A 22,570-nucleotide genomic window follows, 5' to 3' on the forward strand; every position below is an offset into this window, starting at 1 on the left:
CTCGACCTCTCATCCCGACCGACCGACCGATCGTTCGGTTCGCTCGATTCAATGGTGGGACGAGGCGCCGTAAGGTGTCAACCGCTGTGGATAACCTCGTGGCCGCTGTTGTGGCCGCTGTGTCCATGGGGCTGTGCCGGGCGGGCGGGGCTGAGTAGCGTTCCGGTGCGAACGCCGCGGTGTGCTCCGTGTGGGTGATGTGCCGCCGCGCGGCCGACGGCGGAAACGGGAAGCGGGCCGGGGTCCGAGGCCATCGGCATCGGACGTCACCGGGATCGGGAAGTTGGGGAGACGGGGCGGAATGGACGTGTACGACGAGGGCTCGGACCCTCGGCAGGAGTCGGGAGGCCCCGACGGACCGGTGCCCGACCGGCCCGACGGCTCCGCACAGAACGCACCCGACGACCCGTCCCCGAGCGGACCGAGCGGACCGGGCGGCCGGGAACCCGCATCCGCAGACCGCGGAGCGCCAGTCATGCCGGCCACGTCGGTCGCGCCAGTCACGCCGGCCGGCGAGCCCGGCCCCCACCAGGTCACCGCCCTTCCGGACGCGTACGCCGTGCCCCGCACCGGCATCGCCGCGCTCTCTCTCCGCTACCAGATCGCCGCCGCCCTCGCCCTCGCGGTCGTCGCGGTCGCGGGCTGTGTGCACGTCGCCATGGTGTTCCTGCACGTCGCGCCCTCGAACACCGTCACCAAGCAGCACGGGCGGGCGATCGACGACTGGATATATCCCGAGTTCGAGCAGAACTGGAAGCTCTTCGCCCCCAACCCGCTGCAACAGAACATCGCCGTCCAGGTCCGCGCGGAGGTGCGCACCGAGGACGGAAGCCACCGCACCACCGGCTGGTACGACCTGTCCGCGCTCGACGGCGCGGCCATCGACGGCAATCTGCTGCCGAGTCACACCCAGCAGAACGAACTGCGCCGCGCCTGGGACTTCTACCTGGCCACGCACGACAACGAGAACCGCCCCGCGGGCATGCGCGGCGACCTCTCCCAGCGCTATCTGCGCAGCATCGTGGGGCTGCGCCTCGAACGCGAGCACGCGGCAGGCCGGGGCGAAGCCGTCGAGCGTGTCCAGGTCCGGTCCAGCACCACGAACGTGCAGCCTCCCCGGTGGAGCAACGAGAAGGTCTCCGACAAGCCCATGTACCGCGTGCTCCCCTGGTGGCCGGTCCCGACGGATTCCGGGACGGGGGCGAACGCCTGATGAACCGCTTCGCCCTGTTGATCTCGCGCGGCATCACCCGCGTCACCGAAGCCGCCCTCGGCCCCTATCAGAGCGCGGTCATCCGGATCGGCTTCGCCGCCACCTGGCTGTTGTTCCTGCTGCGCGAGTTCCCGCACCGCCAGGAGATGTACGGGCCCGACGCCCCGTGGGCCTGGGGCCTCGCCCAGCAGCTCATCGCGAACAACCACGCCTTCACGGCCCTGATGTGGTCCGACAGCCAGGTGTGGTTCGAGATCGTCTACGCGCTGGCCGTCGTGTCGAGCGCCCTGCTGCTGCTGGGCTGGCGCACCCGCGCGATGTCCGTGCTCTTCATGATCGGCGTGCTGTCGCTGCAGAACCGCAGCATCTTCATGGGGGACGGCGGCGACAACGTCATCCACCTGATGTCGATCTACCTGGTGTTCACGCGCTGCGGCCAGGTGTGGTCCCTGGACGCGCGGCGGGCCCGGCGTACGGATGACGCACGCGCGCGTGGCGAGCTTCCCAGGGCGACCGGCGCGGACCGGGTCGGTCCCGTGCTGTGGGCCGTGCTCGGCCTCGCCCTGGCCGTGGCGACGGGCGCGGGCCGGCTCAGCGGCGGCTGGCTGGCGGTCTTCTGGGGGCTGTGGGCGGTTCAGGGCCTGTGGTGGCTCGTGGGCCGCCGCGCGCGCAGCGCCGAGCCGCGGATCCTGCTGGACATCGTCGCCAACACCGTCCACAACGCGGCCATGTTCGTGATCATGGCCGAGGCGTGTCTGATCTACTCGACGGCCGGCTGGTACAAGATCCAGGGCTCGCGCTGGCAGGACGGCACCGCCGTCTACTACCCGCTCCACCTGGACTACTTCTCGCCCTGGCCCGCGCTGTCCGACCTGCTGGCCTCGCACGGCATCATGGTGATGCTCGTGACGTACGGGACGGTCATGGCGCAGGTCGCCTTCCCCTTCACCCTCTTCAACCGGCGCGTGAAGAACGTTCTGCTCGGGGTCATGATGGTCGAGCACGCCGCCATCGCCGTGATCCTCGGACTGCCGTTCTTCTCGCTGGCGATGATCGCCGCCGACGCGGTGTTCCTGCCCACGCCCTTCCTGCGTCGTCTGGGCGGCTGGGCGGCACGGGCGCGTAGGGAGCTGTCGTCGCGCCGCGGCGGTACGCTGCCGGGCCCGCGCAAGCAGGAGCCGCGCACCGAGGAGACGACCGAGCACACGCACGTAGGCTTCACGGCATGAACGATCCGGTACGCGCCTGGCATCGGCTCGCCGACGGCTCCGTGCTGCTCGACGGCTTCCACGCACTCAAGCACGCGGTGCGCTTCCAGGCGCGTGTCCCGGTGGCCGTCACCACCGACCGGCGGGCCGCGCTCGCCCTCGCCGACGAACTCGCCCCCGACGTACGCGAGACGCTCGACGCCCTCCTGGCCGAGGTGCCGGAGGAGACCCTGAAGGCCCTCGTGCCGCGCCCGCACCCCACGGCGGTGGCCGCCCTGGCCGTACGCCCGTCCCGTGCGGCCAATCTGGAGGCTCTCGCGCGCACCCCCCGCAGCGCGCCGGTCGTCGTCCTCGACAACCCGCGCAATCTTGGCAACGCCGGGGCGGTGATCCGGCTCGCGGCCGGTTTCGGCGCGACCGGCGTGGTCACGACGGGCACGCTCGACCCCTGGCATCCCACGGTCGTACGCGGCGGCGCGGGTCTGCATTTCGCGACCGCCGTGGAGCGGCTCACGGTGGACGAACTGCCGCCGGGCCCCGTGTTCGCCCTCGACCCGGAGGGTGACGACATCCGGGGCCTGAAGCTCCCTGACGACGCCGTGCTCGCCTTCGGCTCCGAGCGGACCGGTCTGTCGGCCGAACTCCGTGCGCGCACCGACCACCTGGTGGCCCTGCCGATGCGTCCCCAGGTCTCCAGCTACAACCTCGCGACCAGTGTGGCCATGACGCTGTTCCACTGGAGTGCCACCGGGGGCGCACCGGCCTGAGCCGCTGCCCGGGGGCTACGCCTCCCGGCGCACCTCCACCACCCGGAACCGGTTCGCCACGAACGCCCCGTCGCACAGCGCCGCGTTCGCCGCCGGGTTGCCGCCCGACCCGTGGAAGTCGGAGAAGGCCGCCGTCTGGTTGACGTACACCCCGCCGGTCAGGTTGAGCGACAGCTGGGCGCACTCCTCCAGACAGGTCTCCTGGACGGCCTCCGTCACCTCGTCCGAGGTGGTGTACGCGCCGACGGTCATCGCGCCCTTGTCCCTGATGGTGCGCCGCAGCAGCTCCACCGCGTCCGCCGCCGAGTCGACCGCGACCGCGAAGGAGACGGGGCCGAAGCACTCGCTCATGTAGGCGGCCTCGTCGTCGGGCTTGGCGCCGTCCAGCTTCACGATCACGGGCGTCCGGACGGTCGCGTCCGGGAATTCCGGGTTGACGATCTCCCGTGAGGCAAGGGCGACCTCCCCGAGCCCCGCCGCCGCTTCCAGACGCGCCTTCACGTCCGGGTTCACCACGGCGCCGAGCAGCGCGTTGGCCCTGGCGTCGTCCCCGAGGAGTCCGCCGACCGACCTGGCGAGGTCCGCGACCACCTCGTCGTACGACTTGGGGCCCTCCTCCGTGCGGATGCCGTCGCGCGGGATCAGCAGGTTCTGCGGGGTGGTGCACATCTGGCCGCTGTAGAGGGACAGCGAGAAGGCCAGGTTGGAAAGCATCCCCTTGTAGTTGTCGGTCGACTCCACGATCACCGTGTTGACGCCGGCCTTCTCCGTGTAGACCTGTGCCTGGCGGGCGTTGGTCTCCAGCCAGTCGCCGAACGCCGTCGAGCCCGTGTAGTCGATGATCCGGATCTCCGGGCGCACGGCCAGCGCCTTGGCGATGCCCTCGTCAGGCCGCTCGGCGGCCAGTGCCACCAGGTTCGGGTCGAAGCCCGCCTCGGCGAGCACCTCGCGCGCGACCCGCACGGTCAGCGCGAGCGGCAGTACCGCGCGCGGGTGGGGCTTCACCAGCACCGCGTTGCCGGTGGCCAGGGAGGCGAACAGGCCCGGGTAGCCGTTCCACGTCGGGAACGTGTTGCAGCCGATGACCAGCGCGATGCCTCGCGGCACCGGCGTGAACTGCTTGGTCAGCGCGAGCGGGTCGCGCTTGCCCTGGGGCTTGGTCCACTCCGCGGCGTCAGGGGTGCGGACCTGCTCCACGTACGCGTACGCCACCGCCTCCAGACCTCGGTCCTGCGCATGCGGGCCGCCCGCCTGGAACGCCATCATGAAGGCCTGGCCGCTGGTGTGCATGACCGCGTGCGCGAACTCGTGCGTACGGTCGCTGATCCGCTTCAGGATCTCCAGACAGACCATCGCGCGGATCTCCGCGCCCGCGTCCCGCCACGCACGCTGTCCCGCGCGCATGGCGGGCAGCAGCACGTCGATGTCCGCATGCGGGTAGGTGACACCCAAATCGATCCCGTACGGCGACACCTCGGCGCCCACCCAGTCGTCCGTGCCGGGCTGTCCGAGGTCGAGGCGGGTGCCCAGGAGGGCGTCGAAGGCGGCCTTGCCCTCCGCCGCGCCCAGGCTGCCGCTCTCGCCGTACGCCTTGGGGTGTTCGGGGTGCGGGGACCAGTACGCGCGTGTGCGGATCGCTTCCAGCGCCTGGTCGAGGGTGGGCCGGTGCTGGGCGATCAGCTCGTGCGCGGTCAGTTCGGCGGCCATGAGGGACCAACTCCTCCTCGGACCGACTCTTCTTCGAGTCGGTGAGCTGGGCAGGAACAGGCGGACAGAGTTAGAGTAACCGAACGATCGGTCGGGACAAGGGGGTCCGCCGCATCTGTGGAAAACCCCGTGCGGGAGGATCGCGCACATGACAGCACTCGACCTCAGCAGCCCGGTGGCCGTCGTCGGCACCGGCACCATGGGCCAGGGCATTGCCCAGGTCGCGCTGGTCGCGGGCCACCCCGTGCGGCTGTACGACGCCGTTCCCGGCCGCGCTCAGGAAGCGGCCGACGCGATCGGTGCCCGCCTCGACCGGCTCGTCGAGAAGGACCGCCTAGCCGCGGCCGACCGGGACGCGGCACGGGCCCGCCTGCGGCCCGCCGCCGACCTCGCCGACCTCGCGGACTGCTTCCTCGTCGTCGAGGCCGTCCTGGAGCGGCTCGACGTGAAACAGCAGCTGCTGCGCGAGCTGGAGGACGTCGTCGAGGACGACTGCCTGCTCGCCACCAACACCTCGTCCCTGTCCGTCACGGCCATCGGCGGCGCCCTGCGCAACCCCGGCCGCTTCGTGGGCCTGCACTTCTTCAACCCCGCGCCGCTGCTGCCCCTCGTCGAGGTCGTCTCCGGGTTCGCCACCGACGTCACCTCGGCCACGCGCGCGTACGAGACGGCACGGGCCTGGGGCAAGACCCCGGTCGCCTGCGCCGACACCCCCGGCTTCATCGTCAACCGCATCGCGCGGCCCTTCTACGCCGAGGCCTTCGCGGTGTACGAGGCCCAGGCCGCCGACCCCGCCACCATCGACGCGATCCTGCGCGAGTCGGGCGGCTTCCGGATGGGCGCCTTCGAACTGACCGACCTCATCGGCCAGGACGTCAACGAGTCCGTCACGCACTCCGTGTGGCAGGCCTTCTTCCAGGACGTCCGCTTCACGCCCTCGCTCGCGCAACGGCGGCTCGTCGAGTCGGGCCGGCACGGCCGCAAGACGGGGCAGGGCTGGTACGACTACGGGGAGGCCGCCGAGCGCCCCGAACCGCACACCGCGGAGAAGGCGCAGGCGCCCGCGTACGTCGTCGTCGAGGGCGACCTGGGCCCGGCTTCCGAACTGCTCGCGCTGATCCGCGAGGCGGGTATCCAGATCCGCGAGGACGAGGAGGACCACGGCACGCGGCTGGTACTGCCGAGCGGCGGCCAGCTGGTCCTCGCCGACGGCCAGACCTCCGTCGAGTTCCGGGACGTCGTCTACTTCGACCTGGCGCTCGACTACCGCAGGGCGACCCGCATCGCCCTGTCCGCCTCCCAGGACACCGCCCCGGCGACCGTCGCCGAGGCGACCGGGCTGTTCCAGGCGCTCGGCAAGGACGTCAGCGTCATCGGGGACGTGCCCGGCATGATCGTCGCCCGCACCGTGGCCCGCATCGTCGACCTGGCGCACGACGCCGTCGCCAAGGGAGTGGCCACCGAGGAGGACATCGACACGGCGATGCGCCTGGGCGTCAACTACCCCCTGGGGCCCTTCGAATGGTGCCGCAGGCTGGGCAGGGTCTGGGCGCACGACCTCCTGGAGGAGCTGAGCCTGCGCGAACCCTCCGGTCGCTATGCGCCCTCTCTCGCGCTGTACCGCCACGGGCATGCCGCCGACAAGCGGGAGGGCACCTCATGACCACCGCCAAGCGCGACACGTACACCCCGGAGACGCTGCTCTCCGTCGCCGTCCAGGTCTTCATCGAGCGGGGCTACGACGGCACCTCCATGGAGCACCTCTCCAAGGCGGCGGGCATCTCCAAGTCGTCGATATACCACCACGTCGCGGGCAAGGAGGAGCTGTTGAGCCGCGCCGTCAGCCGGGCGCTCGACGGCCTCTTCGGGATTCTCGGCGAGGAGCACGCGCGCGTGGGGCGTGCCGTGGAGCGCCTGGAGTACGTCGTACGGCGCATGGTCGAGGTGCTCACCGCCGAACTGCCGTACGTGACGCTGCTGCTGCGGGTGCGCGGCAACACGGACACCGAGCGCTGGGCCCTGGAGCGGCGACGCGACTTCGACCACCGGGTCGCCGAGCTGCTGAAGGCCGCCGCCGACGACGGGGACGTACGCGGCGATGTGGAGGTCCGGCTCGCGACCAGGCTCGTCTTCGGCATGATCAACTCGATCGTCGAGTGGTACCGGCCGGACGGCCGGGGCATGGGCGAGCGGGAAGTGGCCGACGCGGTCGTGCGGTTGGTCTTCTCAGGGCTCCGCAGCGAGGCCTGAGGTCACCCCTCCGGCTCCAGGTCCTCCTCCTCGAACACCAGCAGCGTGCGCGTGCTGAGCACCTCCGGGATGGCCTGCAACCGGGTCAGGACCAGCTCGCGCAGCGCCTTGTTGTCCGGCGTGTGCACGAGGAGCAGGACATCGAAATCGCCCCCCACGAGGGCGATGTGGGAGGCGCCGGGGAGCAGCCTCAGCTGCTCGCGGACCGTGCGCCAGGAGTTCTGCACGATCTTGAGGGTGATGTACGCGGAGGTGCCCTGGCCCGCGCGTTCGTGGTCGACGCGGGCTCCGAAACCGCGGATCACGCCGTCGTCGATGAGCCGGTTGATTCGCGCGTAGGCATTGGCACGCGACACGTGGGCGCGCTCGGCCACGGACCGTATCGAGGCGCGGCCGTCCGCCTGGAGCATCTGGAGGATGTCCTGATCGATGGCGTCCAGCGGGCGGGCGGGCGGCAGGGGTACCCCGGGCTCCGCTCCCTCGGCCATTTGTTCAGGTGCCATGTCCTCCGGCCTCCTTACCATGGACGTAGTGCGTTCATTCCAGGCTGTGGAGAACCGTTTGTCCACAGCCTGACGGTGCCTGTAGCCAAAATGTGCCGACGACCGAACAATCGGTAGGTGAGGCGCCTCACACCCGTGGCGCGCCCAAAGCCGCTCCCACGAGGAGGTGCCGTCATGACGGTCATGGAGCAGCGGGGCGCTTACCGGCCCACACCGCCGCCCGCCTGGCAGCCCCGCACCGACCCCGCGCCACTGCTGCCCGACGCGCTGCCCCACCGCGTCCTGGGCACCGAGGCGGCCGCGGAGGCCGACCCGCTACTGCTGCGCCGCCTGTACGCGGAGCTGGTGCGCGGCCGCCGCTACAACACGCAGGCCACGGCTCTCACCAAGCAGGGCCGGCTCGCCGTCTACCCGTCGAGCACGGGCCAGGAGGCCTGCGAGGTCGCCGCCGCGCTCGTGCTGGAGGAGCGCGACTGGCTCTTCCCCAGCTACCGGGACACCCTCGCCGCCGTCGCCCGCGGCCTCGATCCCGTCCAGGCGCTCACCCTCCTGCGCGGCGACTGGCACACCGGGTACGACCCCCGTGAGCACCGCATCGCGCCCCTGTGCACCCCTCTCGCGACCCAGCTCCCGCACGCCGTCGGCCTCGCGCACGCCGCCCGCCTCAAGGGCGACGACGTGGTCGCGCTCGCCCTGGTCGGCGACGGCGGCACCAGCGAGGGCGACTTCCACGAGGCACTGAACTTCGCCGCCGTCTGGCAGGCGCCGGTCGTCTTCCTCGTGCAGAACAACGGCTTCGCCATCTCCGTCCCGCTCGCCAAGCAGACCGCCGCCCCGTCGCTGGCCCACAAGGCCGTCGGCTACGGGATGCCGGGCCGCCTGGTCGACGGCAACGACGCGGCGGCCGTGCACGAGGTCCTCAGCGACGCCGTGGCCCACGCGCGCGCGGGAGGGGGGCCGACGCTCGTGGAGGCGGTGACCTACCGCATCGACGCCCACACCAACGCCGACGACGCGACGCGCTACCGGGGGGACTCCGAGGTGGAGGCCTGGCGCGCGCACGACCCGATCGCGCTCCTGGAGCACGAGTTGACCGAACGCGGGCTGCTCGACGAGGACGGCATCCGGGCCGCCCGCGAGGACGCCGAGGCGATGGCCGCGGACCTGCGCGCACGCATGAACCAGGATCCGGCCCTGGACCCCATGGACCTGTTCGCCCATGTGTATGCCGAGCCCACCCCCCAGCTGCGGGAGCAGGAAGCCCAGTTGCGGGCCGAGCTGGCAGCGGAGGCCGACGGGCCCCAAGGAGTCGGCCGATGAAGAGAGTTGACCATCGGGCCCCGAGAAGCGGGCCGATGACCTCCGTTGGCCTTTGGCCGGAAGGAGCCGGGCGATGACCACCGTTGCCCTCAAGCCGGCCACCATGGCGCAGGCACTCACACGCGCGTTGCGTGACGCCATGGCCGCCGACCCCGCCGTCCACGTGATGGGCGAGGACGTCGGCACGCTCGGCGGGGTCTTCCGGGTCACCGACGGGCTCGCCAAGGAGTTCGGCGAGGACCGCTGCACGGACACGCCGCTCGCCGAGGCAGGCATCCTCGGCACGGCCGTCGGCATGGCGATGTACGGGCTGCGGCCGGTCGTCGAGATGCAGTTCGACGCGTTCGCGTACCCGGCGTTCGAGCAGCTCATCAGCCATGTCGCGCGGATGCGCAACCGCACCCGCGGGGCGATGCCGCTGCCGATCACCATCCGTGTCCCCTACGGCGGCGGAATCGGCGGAGTCGAACACCACAGCGACTCCTCCGAGGCGTACTACATGGCGACTCCGGGGCTCCATGTCGTCACGCCCGCCACGGTCGCCGACGCGTACGGGCTGCTGCGCGCCGCCATCGCCTCCGACGACCCGGTCGTCTTCCTGGAGCCCAAGCGGCTGTACTGGTCGAAGGACTCCTGGAACCCGGACGAGCCGGGGACCGTTGAACCGATAGGCCGCGCGGTGGTGCGGCGCTCGGGCCGGAGCGCCACGCTCATCACGTACGGGCCTTCCCTGCCCGTCTGCCTGGAGGCGGCCGAGGCGGCCCGGGCCGAGGGCTGGGACCTCGAAGTCGTCGATCTGCGCTCCCTGGTGCCCTTCGACGACGAGACGGTGTGCGCGTCGGTGCGCCGGACCGGACGCGCCGTCGTCGTGCACGAGTCGGGTGGTTACGGCGGCCCGGGCGGGGAGATCGCCGCGCGGATCACCGAGCGCTGCTTCCACCATCTGGAGGCGCCGGTGCTGCGCGTCGCCGGGTTCGACATCCCGTATCCGCCGCCGATGCTGGAGCGCCATCATCTGCCCGGTGTCGACCGGATCCTGGACGCGGTGGGGCGGCTTCAGTGGGAGGCGGGGAGCTGATGGCCCAGGTGCTCGAGTTCAAGCTCCCCGACCTCGGGGAGGGCCTGACCGAGGCCGAGATCGTCCGCTGGCTGGTGCAGGTCGGCGACGTCGTGGCGATCGACCAGCCGGTCGTCGAGGTGGAGACGGCCAAGGCGATGGTCGAGGTGCCGTGCCCCTACGGGGGCGTGGTCACCGCCCGCTTCGGCGAGGAGGGCACGGAACTGCCCGTGGGCTCACCGCTGTTGACGGTGGCTGTCGGAGCTCCGTCCTCGGTGCCCGCGGCGTCCTCGCTGTCCGGGGCGACATCGGCGTCCTCCGCGTCCTCGGTGTCATCGGACGACGGCGAGTCGTCCGGCAACGTCCTGGTCGGATACGGCACGTCGGCCGCGCCCGCGCGCCGGCGGAGGGTGCGGCCGGGCCAGGCGGCACCCGTGGTGACGGCAACTGCCGCCGCGGCCGCCACGCGCGTGGCGGCTCCCGAGCGGAGCGACGGCCCCGTGCCCGTGATCTCCCCGCTGGTCCGCAGGCTCGCCCGGGAGAACGGCCTGGATCTGCGGGCGCTGGCGGGCTCCGGGCCCGACGGGCTGATCCTGAGGTCGGACGTCGAGCAGGCGCTGCGCGCCGCGCCCACTCCTGCCCCCACCCCGACCATGCCTCCGGCTCCCACTCCTGCCCCCACCCCCGCCGCGGCACCCCGCGGCACCCGCATCCCCCTCCGAGGGGTCCGCGGTGCCGTCGCCGACAAACTCTCCCGCAGCCGGCGTGAGATCCCCGACGCGACCTGCTGGGTGGACGCCGACGCCACGGCACTCATGCACGCGCGCGTGGCGATGAACGCGACCGGCGGCCCGAAGATCTCCCTCATCGCGCTGCTCGCCAGGATCTGCACCGCCGCACTGGCCCGCTTCCCCGAGCTCAACTCCACCGTCGACATGGACGCCCGCGAGGTCGTACGGCTCGACCAGGTGCACCTGGGCTTCGCCGCGCAGACCGAACGGGGGCTCGTCGTCCCGGTCGTGCGGGACGCGCACGCGCGGGACGCCGAGTCGCTCAGCGCCGAGTTCGCGCGGCTGACCGAGGCCGCCCGGACCGGCACCCTCACACCCGGGGAACTGACCGGCGGCACCTTCACGTTGAACAACTACGGGGTGTTCGGCGTCGACGGTTCCACGCCGATCATCAACCACCCCGAGGCGGCCATGCTGGGCGTCGGCCGCATCATCCCCAAGCCGTGGGTGCACGAGGGCGAGCTGGCGGTGCGGCAGGTCGTCCAGCTCTCGCTCACCTTCGACCACCGGGTGTGCGACGGCGGCACGGCAGGCGGTTTCCTGCGCTACGTGGCGGACTGCGTGGAACAGCCGGCGGTGCTGCTGCGCACCCTGTAGCCGCCGAGTGGCCATCCCCGTCCACATGCTGTGCGCGGGGGTGGCAATGATCCTTCGGGCGCCCATACTCGGGGGATGACCGAGTACGAGCGGCCGCAGACGCCCGGCGTCGTCACCCACGACGCCGTCGTACTCGCCGGCGGCGCCGCCCGACGGCTCGGCGGGGCCGACAAACCCGGCGTACGCGTCGGCGGCCGGGCGCTGCTCGACCGGGTGCTGGCGGCCTGCGCCGGTGCGGCCACCACGGTGGTGGTGGCCGACCCCAGAGCGACCGCACGGCCCGTGGTGTGGGCGCGCGAGGAGCCGCCCGGCGCCGGACCGGTCGCCGCACTCGACGCCGGACTGCGGCGGACCACGGCGGCGTACGTCGTGGTGCTCTCCGCCGATCTGCCGTTCCTGGACGAGGAGACGGTTCGGCGGCTGCTGAGCACACTTCAGGCGAGCGGCACCGAAGGCGTGTTGCTCACCGACCCCGGCGGGCGGGACCAGCCGCTCGTCGCCGCCTACCGCAGTGCGGCGCTGCGCCGGGAGCTCGCGGAACTCGCAGCCGGGCACGGCACGCTCGCCGGACTGCCGCTGCGGGTGCTGGTCGCCGCGCTCGACCTCACCCGCGTCTCCGACCCCGTCGCGTCCTTCGACTGCGACACCTGGGACGACATCGCCGCCGCTCGGTCACGGATCAGGGAGCATGGGAACGTGTTGGATGAATGGATTTCCGCAGTCAAGGACGAACTCGGCATCGACCTCGCCGTCGACACCGGCATCCTGCTCGACCTCGCCCGGGACGCCGCACACGGTGTGGCCCGGCCCGCCGCGCCGCTGACCACGTTCCTCGTCGGATATGCGGCCGCGCAGGCCGGGGGAGGTCCGGAGGCCGTGGCCGAGGCCGCCCGCAAGGCGGCGGCGCTGGCCCTGCGCTGGGCGGACGAGGCCGCCGCCGAGGCCGGGCCGGACGCCGGATGAGCGCGCGTGGCATGCCCGGTCCCACGGACACCGAGGAACTCGACGTGGAGGAGGCCCTGGCCGTGGTCAACGACAGCGGCGACCGGGGCCGTCCGCGCGAGGCCCGCCCGGCCGGACGGCATCAGGAGGAGCACGACCTCGACGTCGAAGAGGCCCTCGCGCTGGTGCGGGAACCCGGCTCCCGCGAGCCGGAGCCCGCCCGGGACACCCCGTCCGCCCCCGCGCCCTCCCCCCGGACCACGTCCCACGCCCAGCACCAGGCCACCCCCTGGCCGGAGGCCCGCGTCACCGCCGAGCGGGCCGCCCGCTCCGTGCCCCGGCGCGCACCCGTCTCCGTACCCCTCGACGCCGCCCTCGGCCTTGTTCTCGCCGCGCCCCTCACCGCACTCACGGACCTCCCCTCCTTCGACACGTCGGCCATGGACGGCTGGGCCGTCGCGGGGCCCGGCCCCTGGGACGTACGCGACGAAGGGGTGCTCGCGGGCCACGCGGGGCCCAGGTCCCTCGGCGACGGCGAGGCGGTCCGCATCGCGACCGGCGCGCGCGTCCCGCAGGACACGACGGCCGTACTGCGCAGCGAGCACGGCACCACGGACGACAAGGAACGGCTGCACGCCACCCGCGAGGTCGTCCACGGACAGGACATCAGGCCGCGCGGCCAGGAGTGCCGCAGTGGTGACCAGCTGCTCCCGGCCGGCGCACTGGCGACCCCCGCCGTGCTCGGGCTCGCCGCCGCCGCCGGTTACGACACCCTCTCCGCGATGCCCCGCCCGCGTGTCGAAATCCTCGTCCTGGGCGATGAGTTGCTGACCGCCGGCCTGCCCGAGGACGGCCTGATCCGGGACGCGCTCGGCCCGATGCTGCCGCCGTGGCTGCGCGCGCTCGGCACCGAGGTCGTGGCCGTGCGCAGGCTGGGCGACGACGCCGAGGCCCTGTACCAGGCCGTGAAGGGCTCGGACGCCGAGCTGATCGTCACGACCGGCGGTACGGCCGCGGGCCCCGTCGACCATGTGCATCCCGTCCTCCGCCGCCTCGGCGCCGAACTCCTCGTCGACGGCGTCAAGGTGCGCCCGGGCCACCCCATGCTGCTGGCCCGCACCAGGGAGAACCAGCACCTCGTCGGCCTGCCCGGCAACCCCCTCGCGGCCGTGTCCGGCCTGCTCACCCTCGCCGAGCCGCTGCTGCGCGTCCTCGCGGGCCGTGCGGCCCCGGAGCCGTACACGCTGCCCCTCAGGGACACGGTCCACGGCCATCCGTACGACACCCGGCTCGTTCCCGTCGTCGTACGAGCCGACCGTGCCGTGCCGCTGCACTACAACGGTCCCGCCATGCTGCGCGGTATCGCGGCGGCCGACGCGCTCGTGGTCGTCCCGCCCGGCGGTGCCCACCCCGGACAGGAGCTGGAACTCCTCGACCTGCCGTGGGCCTGGGCGGGAATCGGGGAGTGTTTCACGTGAAACTTCCGGGCCGTGACGCGATCGCCCGCCAGCCGGACGAACATCTCGTCATCCATCAGGTGAACCTCCCGAGGAAGGTCGTCGACCGCCCGATCCGCCAGGTCGGCAAACGGCTGGCGATGGCCCTGCTGGTGCTTGCGGCGACCGCGTTCATCGTCTGGATCGACCGCGACGGCTACAACGACAACGCGGGCGACGGGGTCGATCTGCTCGACTCCTTCTACTACGCGACCGTCACTCTCTCCACCACCGGCTACGGCGACATCACACCGGTCAGCGACGGCGCCCGGCTCACCAACATCTTCGTCATCACGCCCCTGCGCGTGCTGTTCCTGATCATCCTGGTCGGCACCACGCTGGAAGTCCTCACGGAACGCACCCGGGAGGAATGGCGCCTGAACCGCTGGAGGGCGGCCTTGCGAGACCACACTGTCGTCGTCGGCTTCGGGACCAAGGGGCGTTCGGCGATTCAGACCGTCTGCGCGACGGGGCTGAAGAAGGAGCAGGTCGTGGTCGTCGACCCCAGCTCCAGGGTAGTCGACGCGGCCACGGCCGAGGGGTACGCCGGAGTCGTCGGGGACGCCACGCGCAGCGATGTGCTGCTACGGGCCGAGGTGCAGCGGGCGCGCCAGATCATCATCGCGACGCAGCGGGACGACACGGCCGTCCTCGTCACCCTGACCGCCCGTCAGCTCAACCGCGGGGCGAAGATCGTGGCCGCCGTGCGCGAGGAGGAGAACGCGCCGCTGCTGCGGCAGTCCGGCGCCGACGCCGTCATCACCAGCGCCAGCGCGGCCGGGCGACTGCTCGGGCTCTCCGTGCTCAGCCCCAGCGCCGGCATGGTCATGGAGGACCTCATCCAGCAGGGCAGCGGGCTCGACATGGTCGAAAGGCCCGTCATAAAGGCCGAGGTGGGCAAGGGCGTGCGCGAGACGGGCGACCTGGTGGTGAGCGTCGTACGCGGTCACCGGGTGCTCGGATACGACGATCCGGCGATCGGCACCTTGCAGTTGACGGACCGGCTGATCACGATCGTGCGGGCCTCGCCCGCCACAAAGGCCACGCCCGACACCCGACCGCTGCCGCGGGACTAGCGGACGGGAAGGGGCACGGCGGGCCGGCCGTGCGTGTGTCCACCCGAGCAGTGCCGAGAAGCACCGAGGAGTAGCGTCCCCCTCATGTACGCGATCACGATTCCCGAACCCGGTGGGCCAGAGGCGCTGGTGTGGACCGAGGTCCCCGATCCCGAGCCCGGCGAGGGTGAAGTCCTGGTCGAGGTGGTGGCCAGCGCCGTCAACCGCGCCGATCTGCTGCAACGGCAGGGCTTCTACGCCCCGCCGCCCGGTGCGTCCCCCTATCCCGGACTCGAGTGCTCGGGGCGCATCGCCGCGCTCGGGCCGGGTGTCTCGGGGTGGGCCGTCGGCGACGAGGTGTGCGCGCTGCTCGCGGGCGGCGGCTACGCCGAGAAGGTCGCCGTTCCGGCCGGACAACTGCTGCCCGTGCCCGAAGGCATCGGCCTGCGGCAGGCGGCCGCGCTGCCCGAGGTGACCTGCACCGTCTGGTCGAACGTCTTCATGGTGGCCCATCTGCGCCCCGGCGAGACGCTGCTCGTACACGGTGGCTCCAGCGGTATCGGCACGATGGCGATCCAGCTGGCGAAGGCGGTCGGCGCGAAGGTCGCGGTGACGGCGGGCACCAAGGAGAAGCTGGACTTCTGTGCCGAGCTGGGCGCGGACGTCCTCGTCAACTACCGCGAGCAGGACTTCGTCGAGGAGGTCCGCCGGGCCACCGACGGGGCGGGTGCGGACGTCATCCTCGACAACATGGGTGCCAAGTATCTCGGCCGGAACGTGGACGCCCTCGCCGTCAACGGACGGCTGGCGATCATCGGCATGCAGGGCGGGGCGAAGGGCGAGCTGAACATCGGCGCCCTGCTCCACAAGCGGGGCGCGGTCACCGCCACATCGCTGCGGGCCCGCCCGTTGGGCGAGAAGGCGGCGATCGTGGCGGCCGCCCGGGAACACGTCTGGCCGCTGATCGCCTCCGGCCGGGTCCGCCCGATCGTCGACCGCGAACTTCCGATGAGCGACGCGGCGACGGCCCACCGGGTGCTGGAGGAGAGCGGGCACATCGGGAAGGTGCTGCTGGTGGTCCCGTAACCCCGGGGCACCGCTCGAGCGACTGGTCTCAGCCGCGTCGTACGCGCAGGGCCAGGAAGGCGAGTCCCAGGCCGAGGCCCATGAGGATCAGACCGCTGCCGAGGGGCAGAACCTCGAGCACGGGCTTCGGGGTGCGCTCGCCCGGGCGTACGACGCTCTGGGGCGGGGTGGCCGCGGCGTGCTGTGAGGGTTGCGGGGCGTCGGTGACCTCCGGCCGCACGGACGCGCCGGGGTCGACGCCCGATTCCTCGGCGTCGCCGTCGGCGGGGTCCCGGTCCGTGTACGTGGGCTCCGCGTCCTCGCTCTCCGACCCGTCGTCCGCCCGCCCGGGCCGCATCCGCCCCTCCCCGGCCTGGCTCCCTGCACGAGAGGGGTCGGGGGTGGGGCGACCGGGGGCACCGACGGCCCCCCGGGAGGGCGTGGCGGCGTCCCGGGAGGGAACAGGCCGTGTTGCGGCCGCGGCGGGATCGGCCGGCTCGGCGGGATCGGCTTGGTCTGCCTGCTCGGCGGGCGCGAGACGAGAGGGCGCCGCGGCGGTGGGGGCCGCGGGGGGTGAGGAAGCCGTGGCGACCGCGAGGGAGGACGGCGGCAGGGGGGACGGAGCGGCCGCGGTCGACGGCTGCGCCGGAGCGTACGGGACCGCCGCGGCTGACGGGTGCGCCGGGGCGTACCGGACCGCCGCGGGGGACGCGGGAGTGAGCGCGTACCGGACCGCCGCGGCGTAGGCTGGCGGAGTGACGTACGCGGTGGTGGTGGCGTACACGGCGAGGGCCGCGCCCGTCGACAGAAGCAGCGGGCGTACGGCCGTGCGGAGTGTGCGCGTCGTGCGCGTCCTCGGAGTCACGTGCGTGACCCCCTCCCGTACTCGGGCACCAAGATCAACGCCCCCAGGGTCACACGGGCCGCCGCCTCCGGCATCTCGGCGATCCGGCCGCCGCCCCGGATGACCGGGCCGTGTCCGGCGTCTGACGCGCGCCGCCTCTCCGTGCACGGGGATCCCCCATTACCGGGGGCACCAGGGTGAGGAGGTGCATGGATGGGAGAGAATGGCGGCATGGAGATGCCGAGGAACGAAAGGTCGCCGGAGAACCCCCAGATCCTGGTCGTGGGCCAGGACGGAATGGCTCTCGGTGGCGCCGGGGACGAGGGCTCCCGCGAGGTCCCGGTGACAGAGATGGTCGAACAACCTGCCAAGGTCATGCGCATCGGAAGCATGATCAAGCAACTGTTGGAGGAAGTGCGCGCGGCTCCTCTGGACGAGGCCAGCCGGCAGCGCCTCAAGGAGATCCACTCCAGCTCGGTCAAGGAGCTGGAGGACGGGCTCGCCCCCGAGCTCGTCGAGGAGCTGGAGCGGCTTTCCCTGCCCTTCACGGACGAAGCGACCCCCAGCGACGCGGAACTCCGCATCGCGCAGGCGCAGTTGGTGGGCTGGCTGGAGGGACTGTTCCACGGGATCCAGACGACCCTGTTCGCCCAGCAGATGGCGGCCCGGGCTCAGTTGGAGCAGATGCGACGCGCCCTTCCGCCGGGCGTCGGTGGCCCCGAGGGCGACGGCGACGACCTGAGGGCGGGCGGCCGTTCGGGCGGGCCCTACCTGTAACCCGCGGGCCCGCACGACGGGCCCGCACCCGACGGGACATGCGAAAGGGCCCGGCACACCAGTGCCGGGCCCTTTCGCATGACCAGGGACACGCTGCTCACGAGCGCTGCTCAGGAACGGCGTTCCGAGCGGCGTTCCGAGCGGAGTTCGGAGGGGCTGCTTAGCAACGGCTCACGCCGGGTCGCCCGTCGAGATCTTCAGGACGATGTCGGGCATGTCCTTGGGGTCGACATCGTCGCCGGCCGCGGGGTACTGCTCCATGACCGTCCCCTCGCCGAAGGTGTTCTCGTCGACCTTCTTGGGGTCGTAGGGCCAGCCGGCCGCCTGGAGGCACTTCTTCACCGAGTCGATGTTCTTGAACGTGAAGTCCGGGATCTTGATCTTGTCCGGGTCGTTGTACGACTCGTCCGGCTCCGTGCACTCGGTCGTTTCCATCGTCTTGGTCGTGTCCGGGTCCTTGTGCCCCTCGACCACGGTCGGTGACGCCGATGAGCCGGCGTCACCGCCGCCCTTGTCGTCGTCGCCGTTCAGCGTCAGCGCCGTGGTCAGGCCGCCGATCGCGAGCAGCGCGACCACGATCGAGCCGATGATCACCGCCTTGTTGCTCTTTCCGCCGCCCGAACCGCCCGAGGCGGATGCCGTCGAGTGCGGCGAGAGGTTGTACGGCGGCGGAGTCGACGTGCCCTGCTGCGCCGAGTAGGCCGTGGACTGCTGGGGCGCGTACGCCGAGGTCTGCGGAGGTGTCTGGTAGCCGCCCTGCTGCGGGTAGCCGTAGGACGGTGCGGGGGCGGGCGTCGCCGGACCGTACGGACCCGGCTGGTACGGCGTCTGCACCGGGCCCGTCGGGGCGGGCGTCGACTGGTCGATCGGCGGGAACACCGCGGAGCCGACACCGGCGCCGCTCGGCGTCTGCGCGCCGGGGACGATGCTGGGCGCGGCGGCCTGGAACGACTGGGCCACGCGCAGGCACTCGTCGCGCATGATCTCGGCGCTGGGGAAACGCTCGTTCGGGTTCTTCTTCAGCGCGCGGGCGACCAGGGCGTCGACGGCCGGCGGCAGTGAGCGGTTGACCGACGAAGGAGCCACGGGCTCCTCCTGCACATGCGCGTACGCGATGGCCAGCGGCGAGTCCGCCTCGAACGGCAGCCGCCCGGTGACCAGCTGGAACAGCATGATGCCCACGGAGTACAGGTCGCTGCGGGCGTCCACACCCCGGCCCAGCGCCTGCTCCGGCGACAGGTACTGCGGGGTGCCGACCACCATGCCGGTCTGCGTCATCGATGTGACACCGGACTGCATGGCGCGGGCGATGCCGAAGTCCATCACCTTGACGACGTTCCGCTTCGTCATCATCACGTTGCCCGGCTTGATGTCCCGGTGGACCAGGCCCATCTCGTGGCTGATCTCCAGGGCGGCCAGCACGTCCGCGGTGATCTTCAGCGCCTTGTCGGCCGGCATCGCGCCGTGCTGCTGGATGTCCGCGTCGAGGACCGAGCCGAGCGGCTTGCCCTCGATGTACTCCATGACGATGTACGGGGTCGTCAGTCCGTCGAGGCTGTCCTCGCCGGTGTCGAAGACCGAGACGATGTTCGTGTGCGTGAGCTTCGCCACCGACTGGGCCTCGCGCCGGAATCGCTCCCGGAAGGCCTGCTCGCGTCCCAGCTCGGTGTGCAGTGTCTTGATCGCGACCTGGCGGTCGAGCACCGAGTCGTATGCGAGATGCACCGAGGCCATGCCGCCCTCGCCGAGCAAGTCGCGCAGCTGGTAGCGGCCGCCGGCGACCGCTCGGCCCGCGTACCGGCCCTGTGCGCCGTCCTGGCTCATGTTCTGCGTCCCCCATCGGCGCGACGATCAGCATTCGGTGATCGATTGGCTTATTCCCGCCAAGTCTGCCCGAGGCCACTGACACGTCAAGCTCGGTGCCCGTTCCGTGACCGTACGCGAAAGAAGCGTCGCGGAAGAGTTACAGGGGCTGTACGGGCGGTACACAGGATTTGCACCCCGGGACCCGCGAAGGGTTTGATGACCGGTCCATCTCGATTCCATCTCGGGCCGGAGCCTTGCGCGGAGCCTGTAGCGTGGCCCGACGGAGACCGTAACAACCACCGCGCAGACCGCGGGCAGAAACGACGGCGAGGACTGATGGCACAGACGCAGCGCGCCCAGGGCCCGTCCGACCCCGAGGCGACTGGCGGCGGTATGTCAGATGCGCCGGAGATGTGGGGCAACGGCGGACTGGTCGGGGACGGCCGGTACCGGCTGACGGGCAGACTCGGCCGGGGCGGCATGGCCGAGGTGTTCGCGGCTGAGGACGTGCGCCTCGGGCGCACCGTCGCGGTCAAGCTCCTGCGCTCCGACCTGGCCGAGGACCCGGTCTCCAAGGCCCGCTTCACGCGCGAGGCCCAGTCGGTGGCCGGGCTCAACCACCATGCGGTCGTCGCCGTGTACGACTCCGGCGAGGACGTCGTCGGGCACTCCACCGTCCCGTACATCGTGATGGAGCTGGTCGAGGGCCGCACCATCCGCGACCTGCTGCTCAACGCCGAGGCCCCGGGGCCCGAGCAGGCGTTGATCATCGTCTCCGGGGTGCTGGAGGCGCTGGCCTACTCGCACCAGCACGGCATCGTGCACCGCGACATCAAGCCGGCCAACGTCATCATCACGCACAACGGTGCCGTGAAGGTCATGGACTTCGGCATCGCGCGCGCCCTGCACGGCGCGCAGTCGACGATGACGCAGACCGGCATGGTCATGGGCACGCCGCAGTACCTGTCGCCCGAGCAGGCGCTCGGAAAGGCGGTCGACCACCGCAGCGACCTGTACGCGACCGGTTGCCTGCTCTACGAACTCCTCGCGCTGCGGCCCCCGTTCACCGGTGAGACCCCGCTGTCCGTGGTCTACCAGCACGTGCAGGACATCCCGGTGCCCCCGTCCGAGGTCGCGGAAGGGGCGCCGCCGGAGCTCGACGGACTCGTGATGCGCTCGCTCGCGAAGGATCCCGACGACCGGTTCCAGACCGCCGAGGAGATGCGCGGGCTGGTCCAGTACGGCCTGCAGATGCTGTACGACCAGGGCGGCCACACCGGGACCTGGAACACCGGCCCGGTGGCCGTGCACGAGGGGCGGCACACTCCGGCGGCCGGCTTCGCCAACACGACCGTGCTGCCGCACCCCAGCGACTCCGGCACCTCGCAGATCCCGCAGCCGATCCTGCCCGCGTACGGCGGCGGGGACGACGGCGGCTTCGAGGGGCACGGCAACAGGGGCACCGGCCGTGGCAAGTTGTGGATCCTCGCGGTGCTCGCGGTGATCGCTGTCGCGGCGGGCGTCGCGCTGGCACTGAACAACACCGGCGGCAGCGGCACCGGGACCGATACGACGAAGTCGCCGACCGCCTCGCATTCCAGCAAGGACAAGGAGTCCAGCAAGGCGCCCAGCGACGAGGCGAGCGACGACTCCACGGACGACAACACCGGCACGGGATCCGACCCGGACTACCCAACGCCGTCGTACGAGCAGTCGCATAGCTACAGCAGCCAGCCGTCCGACGAGCCGACGGAGCCGTCCAACGAGCCGACGGACACGACGCCGACGAAGCCGACGCCGTCGACCGATCCGGTGACGCCGTCCGGCGACGCGTCCGACCCGGCCGAGACGGACGGCGGGGGCGACGGCGAGGGCGACACGGCGGGCCCCTGACGGTTCGTCAGACCGGTCTGCCCGGTCGGGACCTTCGACCGGCCTGCCCGGATGGGACCTTCGACCGGCCTGCCCGGACGGGCCGCCGACAGCGGCCCTCCCGACAAGAACACCCTTCACGCGCGCGTGCGCCCCGAAAACGGGCGCCACGCGCGCGTGGCGTTTCCGCCCCTCTCACCGCCCCGGCCCGGTACCGCGCGCCGTTCAGCCGCTGAAGGCCTCGCACACCGCGTCGTACTCCCGCGTCCACCACACCGCCAGCGCCGAGGCGGCCGGGAACTGGGAGTCGGCCCGGGTGTCGCCGCGTTCGTAGTGCCAGCGCAGCATCCAGAAGTCGTTGAGGCGCTCCCACCACACGCGGTGCACGGCGGCCGCGAGCTCGGAGGGCTTGGCGTCCGCGGTACGGCGGTACGCGCGCGCGTAGGCCCGTGCCTTGGGGAGGTCGAGCGTGCCGACGGGACGTACGAAGAAGATCACCGCGGCCCGTACCGCCTCCTCCGCGCGGGGCTGTACGCCGAGCCGGTCCCAGTCCACGATGGCGGCCGGCGCGTCCCCCTTGTAGAGCAGGTTGAACGGGTGGAAGTCGCCGTGCACCCACCCCACCGAGCCGCCCCGCGGCGGCCGTCGGTCCGCGTGCTGCTCCAGCAGCGCGCGCCGTTCGAGAAGCCGGTGCCGGGCCAGTTCGTCGAAGGCGTCCGAGGGCCGGTGGCGGCGTACGCGGCCGAGGAGATCGTCGATGAGTGTGAAGGTGTCGGCGGGGTCGGCGCTCTCGGCCGGCTCGGCGGGTGCCCGGCCCTGCGCCGGCATCACCCGTTCCAGGCTCGCGTGCACCACGCCCAGCAGCGCCCCCAGCCGCCCGCACTGCTCGGCCGTGAGCTGGCCGCCGTGCCGGTGCCGTCCGTCGATCCACGGGTGCAGGGCGTACGCGTGGCCGCCGACGACCGCGACCGTGCGCCCGTCGTTGCCGGCCAGTGGCGGTGCCACTGGTACGCCGAGGTCCGCCAGGCGCTGGGTGGCCCGGTGCTGACGGGCGATCGCGGCCGGGTCGGCGGTCTCGGGGTCGAAGTGGTGCTTGAGGAAGTAGCGGCCACGGGTCGTGGCGACCCGGTAGCCGCGGTTGAGCAGCCCCTGATCCACGGGGACGCAGGTGAGCGCGGACCCGGCGGCGTACTGGCGGAGGAGGGTGCCCAGAGGGGGTGCGTGGGACACAGGGGGCGCGTGAAGCACAGGCAGTGGTACAGATGGGCGCGGCACGCGCCAGATGCTAGGGCACCGGACA

At 72.0% G+C, this 22,570-nt stretch carries 19 protein-coding genes; 14 read left to right on the plus strand and 5 right to left on the minus strand.

The window, feature by feature from the left end; translation table 11 throughout:
- Positions 1 to 301 precede the first annotated feature (301 nt).
- From GTY58_RS22805 to GTY58_RS22815, 3 genes are read left to right on the plus strand one after another with little or no spacing between them, the layout of a single operon-like run.
- The gene (locus GTY58_RS22805) at positions 302 to 1,213 is read left to right on the plus strand and encodes a DUF5819 family protein (RefSeq protein ID WP_037647748.1); all 912 of its coding nucleotides are present in this window, start codon (positions 302 to 304) and stop codon (positions 1,211 to 1,213) included.
- Positions 1,213 to 2,442, plus strand: a complete 1,230-nt coding sequence (locus GTY58_RS22810; protein WP_010985781.1) for an HTTM domain-containing protein — start codon at positions 1,213 to 1,215, stop codon at positions 2,440 to 2,442. The genes GTY58_RS22805 and GTY58_RS22810 overlap by 1 nt, the downstream gene beginning before the upstream one ends.
- Positions 2,439 to 3,188, plus strand: coding sequence for a TrmH family RNA methyltransferase (locus GTY58_RS22815; RefSeq protein ID WP_010985782.1), 750 nt, complete (start codon positions 2,439 to 2,441; stop codon positions 3,186 to 3,188). The genes GTY58_RS22810 and GTY58_RS22815 overlap by 4 nt, the downstream gene beginning before the upstream one ends.
- A 15-nt stretch (positions 3,189 to 3,203) precedes the next feature.
- Here the strand turns inward: GTY58_RS22815 and paaN are convergent, their stop codons facing one another.
- Positions 3,204 to 4,895, minus strand: coding sequence for a phenylacetic acid degradation protein PaaN (paaN, locus tag GTY58_RS22820; protein ID WP_010985783.1), 1,692 nt, complete (start codon positions 4,893 to 4,895; stop codon positions 3,204 to 3,206).
- Between the two features lie 148 nt (positions 4,896 to 5,043).
- Between paaN and GTY58_RS22825 the strand changes: the two genes are divergently transcribed.
- Both GTY58_RS22825 and GTY58_RS22830 read left to right on the plus strand, forming a co-directional pair.
- Positions 5,044 to 6,558: a 3-hydroxyacyl-CoA dehydrogenase gene (locus GTY58_RS22825; RefSeq protein WP_010985784.1), complete on the plus strand. Its 1,515-nt coding sequence runs from the start codon at positions 5,044 to 5,046 to the stop codon at positions 6,556 to 6,558.
- Entirely contained in the window at positions 6,555 to 7,145 is a 591-nt protein-coding gene (locus GTY58_RS22830) for a TetR/AcrR family transcriptional regulator (protein WP_010985785.1), read from the plus strand. The genes GTY58_RS22825 and GTY58_RS22830 overlap by 4 nt, the downstream gene beginning before the upstream one ends.
- Positions 7,146 to 7,147: 2 nt before the next feature.
- Here GTY58_RS22830 and GTY58_RS22835 read toward each other — a convergent pair whose 3' ends face one another.
- Positions 7,148 to 7,648 carry an Lrp/AsnC family transcriptional regulator gene (locus GTY58_RS22835; RefSeq protein WP_237528869.1) on the minus strand — a complete coding sequence of 167 codons (501 nt, stop codon included), beginning with the start codon at positions 7,646 to 7,648 and terminating at the stop codon, positions 7,148 to 7,150.
- Between the two features lie 174 nt (positions 7,649 to 7,822).
- Between GTY58_RS22835 and pdhA the strand changes: the two genes are divergently transcribed.
- The 7 genes from pdhA to GTY58_RS22870 all read left to right on the plus strand — a co-directional run bounded on the left by pdhA (position 7,823) and on the right by GTY58_RS22870 (position 15,992).
- Complete coding sequence (gene pdhA / locus GTY58_RS22840; protein ID WP_010985787.1) at positions 7,823 to 8,968, plus strand: pyruvate dehydrogenase (acetyl-transferring) E1 component subunit alpha; 1,146 nt, start codon at positions 7,823 to 7,825, stop codon at positions 8,966 to 8,968.
- Between the two features lie 73 nt (positions 8,969 to 9,041).
- Positions 9,042 to 10,046 (plus strand): alpha-ketoacid dehydrogenase subunit beta, encoded by a 1,005-nt coding sequence (locus tag GTY58_RS22845; RefSeq protein ID WP_010985788.1) that lies wholly within the window; start codon positions 9,042 to 9,044, stop codon positions 10,044 to 10,046.
- Complete coding sequence (locus tag GTY58_RS22850) at positions 10,046 to 11,413, plus strand: dihydrolipoamide acetyltransferase family protein (RefSeq protein ID WP_010985789.1); 1,368 nt, start codon at positions 10,046 to 10,048, stop codon at positions 11,411 to 11,413. Before GTY58_RS22845 ends, GTY58_RS22850 begins: the two co-directional genes overlap by 1 nt.
- Before the next feature lie 75 nt (positions 11,414 to 11,488).
- Complete coding sequence (locus GTY58_RS22855) at positions 11,489 to 12,376, plus strand: NTP transferase domain-containing protein (protein WP_010985790.1); 888 nt, start codon at positions 11,489 to 11,491, stop codon at positions 12,374 to 12,376.
- Entirely contained in the window at positions 12,373 to 13,833 is a 1,461-nt protein-coding gene (locus GTY58_RS22860; RefSeq protein ID WP_037647753.1) for a molybdopterin molybdotransferase MoeA, read from the plus strand. Before GTY58_RS22855 ends, GTY58_RS22860 begins: the two co-directional genes overlap by 4 nt.
- Positions 13,830 to 14,927: a potassium channel family protein gene (locus tag GTY58_RS22865; protein ID WP_037647755.1), complete on the plus strand. Its 1,098-nt coding sequence runs from the start codon at positions 13,830 to 13,832 to the stop codon at positions 14,925 to 14,927. The genes GTY58_RS22860 and GTY58_RS22865 overlap by 4 nt, the downstream gene beginning before the upstream one ends.
- 84 nt (positions 14,928 to 15,011) lie before the next feature.
- On the plus strand, positions 15,012 to 15,992 hold the full coding sequence (locus GTY58_RS22870) for an NAD(P)H-quinone oxidoreductase (protein ID WP_010985793.1): 981 nt from the start codon (positions 15,012 to 15,014) through the stop codon (positions 15,990 to 15,992).
- 28 nt (positions 15,993 to 16,020) lie between these two features.
- Here GTY58_RS22870 and GTY58_RS39755 read toward each other — a convergent pair whose 3' ends face one another.
- Positions 16,021 to 16,836, minus strand: coding sequence for a hypothetical protein (locus tag GTY58_RS39755; RefSeq protein ID WP_137951695.1), 816 nt, complete (start codon positions 16,834 to 16,836; stop codon positions 16,021 to 16,023).
- 210 nt (positions 16,837 to 17,046) lie between these two features.
- Between GTY58_RS39755 and GTY58_RS22875 the strand changes: the two genes are divergently transcribed.
- Positions 17,047 to 17,592, plus strand: a complete 546-nt coding sequence (locus GTY58_RS22875; RefSeq protein WP_010985795.1) for a bacterial proteasome activator family protein — start codon at positions 17,047 to 17,049, stop codon at positions 17,590 to 17,592.
- 171 nt (positions 17,593 to 17,763) lie between these two features.
- Here GTY58_RS22875 and GTY58_RS22880 read toward each other — a convergent pair whose 3' ends face one another.
- Positions 17,764 to 19,416, minus strand: coding sequence for a protein kinase (locus tag GTY58_RS22880; RefSeq protein WP_010985796.1), 1,653 nt, complete (start codon positions 19,414 to 19,416; stop codon positions 17,764 to 17,766).
- Between the two features lie 318 nt (positions 19,417 to 19,734).
- On the opposite strand from GTY58_RS22880, the gene GTY58_RS22885 reads away from it, so the two are divergent.
- Complete coding sequence (locus GTY58_RS22885; RefSeq protein ID WP_037647758.1) at positions 19,735 to 21,291, plus strand: protein kinase; 1,557 nt, start codon at positions 19,735 to 19,737, stop codon at positions 21,289 to 21,291.
- A 204-nt stretch (positions 21,292 to 21,495) separates the two neighbouring features.
- Here the strand turns inward: GTY58_RS22885 and GTY58_RS22890 are convergent, their stop codons facing one another.
- Positions 21,496 to 22,500, minus strand: coding sequence for a phosphotransferase (locus tag GTY58_RS22890; protein ID WP_171033167.1), 1,005 nt, complete (start codon positions 22,498 to 22,500; stop codon positions 21,496 to 21,498).
- Positions 22,501 to 22,570: the final 70 nt, after the last annotated feature.

It is taken from the genome of Streptomyces sp. SID5469, from assembly GCF_009862865.1.
GTDB classification, from domain to species: Bacteria; Actinomycetota; Actinomycetes; order Streptomycetales; family Streptomycetaceae; genus Streptomyces; species Streptomyces avermitilis.

Excerpts from the sequence above, each read along its gene's own strand:
- GTY58_RS22870 (WP_010985793.1), top strand. The coding sequence starts at position 15,012 with ATGTACGCGATCACGATTCCCGAACCCGGTGGGCCAGAGGCGCTGGTG.
- GTY58_RS22860 (WP_037647753.1), top strand. The coding sequence starts at position 12,373 with ATGAGCGCGCGTGGCATGCCCGGTCCCACGGACACCGAGGAACTCGAC.
- GTY58_RS22815 (WP_010985782.1), top strand. The coding sequence starts at position 2,439 with ATGAACGATCCGGTACGCGCCTGGCATCGGCTCGCCGACGGCTCCGTG.
- GTY58_RS22845 (WP_010985788.1), top strand. The coding sequence starts at position 9,042 with ATGACCACCGTTGCCCTCAAGCCGGCCACCATGGCGCAGGCACTCACA.
- GTY58_RS22830 (WP_010985785.1), top strand. The coding sequence starts at position 6,555 with ATGACCACCGCCAAGCGCGACACGTACACCCCGGAGACGCTGCTCTCC.
- GTY58_RS22885 (WP_037647758.1), top strand. The coding sequence starts at position 19,735 with ATGGCACAGACGCAGCGCGCCCAGGGCCCGTCCGACCCCGAGGCGACT.
- GTY58_RS22875 (WP_010985795.1), top strand. The coding sequence starts at position 17,047 with ATGGAGATGCCGAGGAACGAAAGGTCGCCGGAGAACCCCCAGATCCTG.
- GTY58_RS22825 (WP_010985784.1), top strand. The coding sequence starts at position 5,044 with ATGACAGCACTCGACCTCAGCAGCCCGGTGGCCGTCGTCGGCACCGGC.
- GTY58_RS22880 (WP_010985796.1), bottom strand. The coding sequence starts at position 19,416 with ATGAGCCAGGACGGCGCACAGGGCCGGTACGCGGGCCGAGCGGTCGCC.
- GTY58_RS22835 (WP_237528869.1), bottom strand. The coding sequence starts at position 7,648 with ATGGCACCTGAACAAATGGCCGAGGGAGCGGAGCCCGGGGTACCCCTG.
- GTY58_RS22855 (WP_010985790.1), top strand. The coding sequence starts at position 11,489 with ATGACCGAGTACGAGCGGCCGCAGACGCCCGGCGTCGTCACCCACGAC.
- GTY58_RS22850 (WP_010985789.1), top strand. The coding sequence starts at position 10,046 with ATGGCCCAGGTGCTCGAGTTCAAGCTCCCCGACCTCGGGGAGGGCCTG.
- GTY58_RS22805 (WP_037647748.1), top strand. The coding sequence starts at position 302 with ATGGACGTGTACGACGAGGGCTCGGACCCTCGGCAGGAGTCGGGAGGC.
- pdhA (WP_010985787.1), top strand. The coding sequence starts at position 7,823 with ATGACGGTCATGGAGCAGCGGGGCGCTTACCGGCCCACACCGCCGCCC.
- GTY58_RS22810 (WP_010985781.1), top strand. The coding sequence starts at position 1,213 with ATGAACCGCTTCGCCCTGTTGATCTCGCGCGGCATCACCCGCGTCACC.
- paaN (WP_010985783.1), bottom strand. The coding sequence starts at position 4,895 with ATGGCCGCCGAACTGACCGCGCACGAGCTGATCGCCCAGCACCGGCCC.